Origin of the sequence: Mesorhizobium sp. (assembly GCF_024509055.1) — a bacterium.
Taxonomy (GTDB): domain Bacteria; phylum Pseudomonadota; class Alphaproteobacteria; order Rhizobiales; family Rhizobiaceae; genus Mesorhizobium.
In genome coordinates this window covers 1-2867 of record NZ_JANINM010000230.1, presented here as the reverse complement: position 1 = coordinate 2867, position 2867 = coordinate 1, and the positions used below count along the sequence as shown (strand labels likewise).

General features: G+C 64.5%; 2 protein-coding genes and 1 pseudogene. All 3 read right to left on the bottom strand.

What is annotated here, in order from left to right; genetic code table 11:
• A pseudogene (locus Q0L57_RS11180) lies at nucleotides 1–236 on the bottom strand (ABC transporter permease); the annotation flags it as partial.
• Nucleotide 237: 1 nt separating this feature from the next.
• Nucleotides 238–1701: a sugar ABC transporter ATP-binding protein gene (locus Q0L57_RS11175; protein ID WP_296742567.1), complete on the bottom strand. Its 1464-nt coding sequence runs from the start codon at nucleotides 1699–1701 to the stop codon at nucleotides 238–240.
• 45 nt (nucleotides 1702–1746) lie between these two features.
• The gene (locus Q0L57_RS11170; RefSeq protein ID WP_296742565.1) at nucleotides 1747–2763 is read right to left on the bottom strand and encodes an ABC transporter substrate-binding protein; all 1017 of its coding nucleotides are present in this window, start codon (nucleotides 2761–2763) and stop codon (nucleotides 1747–1749) included.
• Nucleotides 2764–2867 lie beyond the last annotated feature (104 nt).

Genomic DNA, 2867 nt, shown 5'->3' with positions numbered 1-2867 from the left:
TCGAGCTCGTTGCCGGCGATGACGAACATCTGCGCGATCGTCGCCAGCGCGATCGGGATCGCCAGGTTGAGCATCAGGTTGAAGCCGAAATAGCTGATGGCGCGCGGATTGAGCCACGCGATCGCAATCAGCACCAGTGCCAGCGACAACGCCGGAAGGAGGCCGCGCAGCATCCGCGCCCGCGCCGAGCCGTTGCGCTGGGATTTTGCGATTGAGCCGGAAACGATGGCTGTCATCTCAGGCCGCGTCGCCGAACGAGGACTGGATGATCTTTTCCTCCGTCAACTCGTCGCGCCCGAGATTGGCGACGATCCGGCCATTCTTGAAGACATAGACGTGGTCGCAATTGTCCAGTTCCTCGGTCTCGGTGGTGTACCAGAGGAAAGTGCGGCCCTTCGCGGCCTCCTCGCGCACGAGGCCGTAGACCTCGAGCTTCGTGCCGATATCGACGCCGCGCATCGGGTCGTCCATGAGCACGATCCCAGCGTCGGAACCGAGCGCGCGGGCGAACAGCGCCTTCTGCTGGTTGCCGCCCGACAGCGAGAAGATGTTGTTGTTCATGTCCGGCGTGCGGATGCCTATCTTGTTTTTCCAGAATTCGGCCATCTCCGCCTCGCGCCGGGGCGAGATCAGCAGGCCGTTGCGCAGCCGCGAAAGCGAGCGGATGCCGATGTTCTGCGCGATCGACCATTGCGCGAAGATGCCGTCCGACTGACGATCGCCGGCGACCAGCGCCACCGGCGCGGTCACCTCGATGCCGGTCCTGGCGCGCGCGGCCGCCGCGAAGATCGCCAGCAGAAGGTCCGTCTGACCATGGCCGGCCAGGCCGGCGAGCCCGATGATCTCGCCCGCATGGGCGACAAGCTCGCGACCATCCTGTTGCCGCGCCGGGCGCGCCTTGACCCTGAGCGCGCCTGTCTCGGCTTTGCGGGTCTCGGCGGCGGTTCTTTCATGTCCCTCCGTGCCGCCCATCGCGGCGACAAGCTTGTCGCGGTCGAAAGCACTCGCGGCGTCGGCCGCGACCACCTTGCCGTCGCGCATCACCACGATGCGGTCGGCATTCTGCAGCACCTCGCCCAGCACATGCGAGATCAGGATGCAGCTGCCGCCCTTCTCGACGAAGCGCCTGACGAAGGCGAGCAACTGGCCGGCCGTATGCGCATCGAGCGACGAGGTTGGCTCATCGAGGATGACAAGATGCAGCGGCGCGCTGGTCAGCGTGAAGGCGCGCGCCACCTCGACCATCTGCCGCCGCCCGATCGAGAGATCGCCGGCAATGTCGTCGGCGGCGATGCCGTGATCGGGAAAGATCTCGTCGAGCTTGTCCCGGATGAGGCCGGCGGCCCGGCGCCGCCAGCCGAAACCGGTGAGCGAGGCATGGTTGATGCGGGTGTTTTCGGCGACACTGAGGTTCGGGCAGAGCGACAGCTCCTGGAAGACGCAGCGTATGCCGAGTTCCAGCGCGCGCGCCACGGAGTAGCTCGCCTCCGCGTTGCCGCGCACGGCGATCTGACCGCCATCCGGCCGCAGCGTGCCGGCAACCATATGCATGAGCGTCGACTTGCCGGCGCCGTTGTGCCCGACAAGCCCCACGCATTCGCCGGCGCCGACATGGAAGTCGACACCGTTGAGCGCCCGAACGGCGCCGAAATGCTTTTCGGCGCCGTTCAACCTCACGATATCCGCAATGGCCTGGAGCATCCTCAACGGCATCCGGTTGGCGATGCGGCTGGCAACGTCGCGCCGCTATTGCTTGATGTTGGCCTTGATGGCCGCGATGGCGTCTTCCTGCGTGTATTCATGGGTGGCGACGCCGCCTTCCTTGATCTTCGGCAGCGCGGCCTCGAAATCATCCTGGGTGAAGGCGAGATAGGGCACCAGAAGGTCGTGCGGGATGTCCTTGCGGCCGTCGAGCACCTGTTGCGCCACCCAGAAGGCAAGCGTCGAGACACCCGGCGCGATCGAAGCGGACCAGGTCTTGTAGCCGTCCTTTTCCTTCTGCTCCTTCCACCATTTCAGCTCATCCTGCCGATTGCCCATGATGATGGTCGGGCGCGGCTTGCCGGCGGCGGCGAAAGCCTGCGCGGCGCCATATCCGTCACCGCCCTGGTCGACGATGCCCACAACATCCGGCAGCGACGGCAGGATCGTCGCCACCGCCTTCTGCGCCGTGGTCTGATCCCAGTCGCCGGTCACCGAGCCGACGATCTTGAACTCGGGATGGGCCGCCACGCCTTCGAGGATACCGGCATGGATGGCATCGTCGATCGATGTGCCGGCCAGCCCGCGGATTTCGAGCAGGTTGCCGCCTTTCGGCTGGAACTTGGCCATCTGCTCGACTTCCTGCTTGCCCATGTCCTTGAAGTCGACGACGACTCGGTAGGCGCAGGGCTCGGTGACGGTGCCGTCGAACGAGACGACGACGATGCCGGCATCGCAGGCCTGCTTGATGGCGCCGTTCAGCGCATCCGGCGAAGCGGCGTTGATGACGATTGCGTCATAGCCCTGCAGGATCAGGTTCTGCACCTGGGCCGCCTGGGTCGGCACTTCCTTGTCGGCGGTGGTGAAGACGTCGGCGACACCGACCAGCTTGTCGTCGACCGCTTTCTTGGTGACGATGGCGTAGCTGTCGAGCATGGCCTGGCGCCATGAGTTGCCGGCATAATTGTTGGAGAAGGCGATCTTCTTGCCGCTGGTGTCGGCAAGCGCGGTGCCTGAAGCGAGCATAGCCGCCACGGCGCCCAAGACGAACAGGTTCCTCATGTCATTTCCTCCCGATATTGGCTGGTCCTAATGTTGTCGTAATGCGCATTTCCCTGTTTTTTATCTATTGTCAGACAAATTCAGAGGAACCGCAAGCTGTCAAC

Bases quoted from the DNA above. Each gene is read 5' to 3' on its own strand.
- Q0L57_RS11175 (WP_296742567.1), bottom strand. From the start codon at position 1,701: ATGCTCCAGGCCATTGCGGATATCGTGAGGTTGAACGGCGCCGAAAAG.
- Q0L57_RS11170 (WP_296742565.1), bottom strand. From the start codon at position 2,763: ATGAGGAACCTGTTCGTCTTGGGCGCCGTGGCGGCTATGCTCGCTTCA.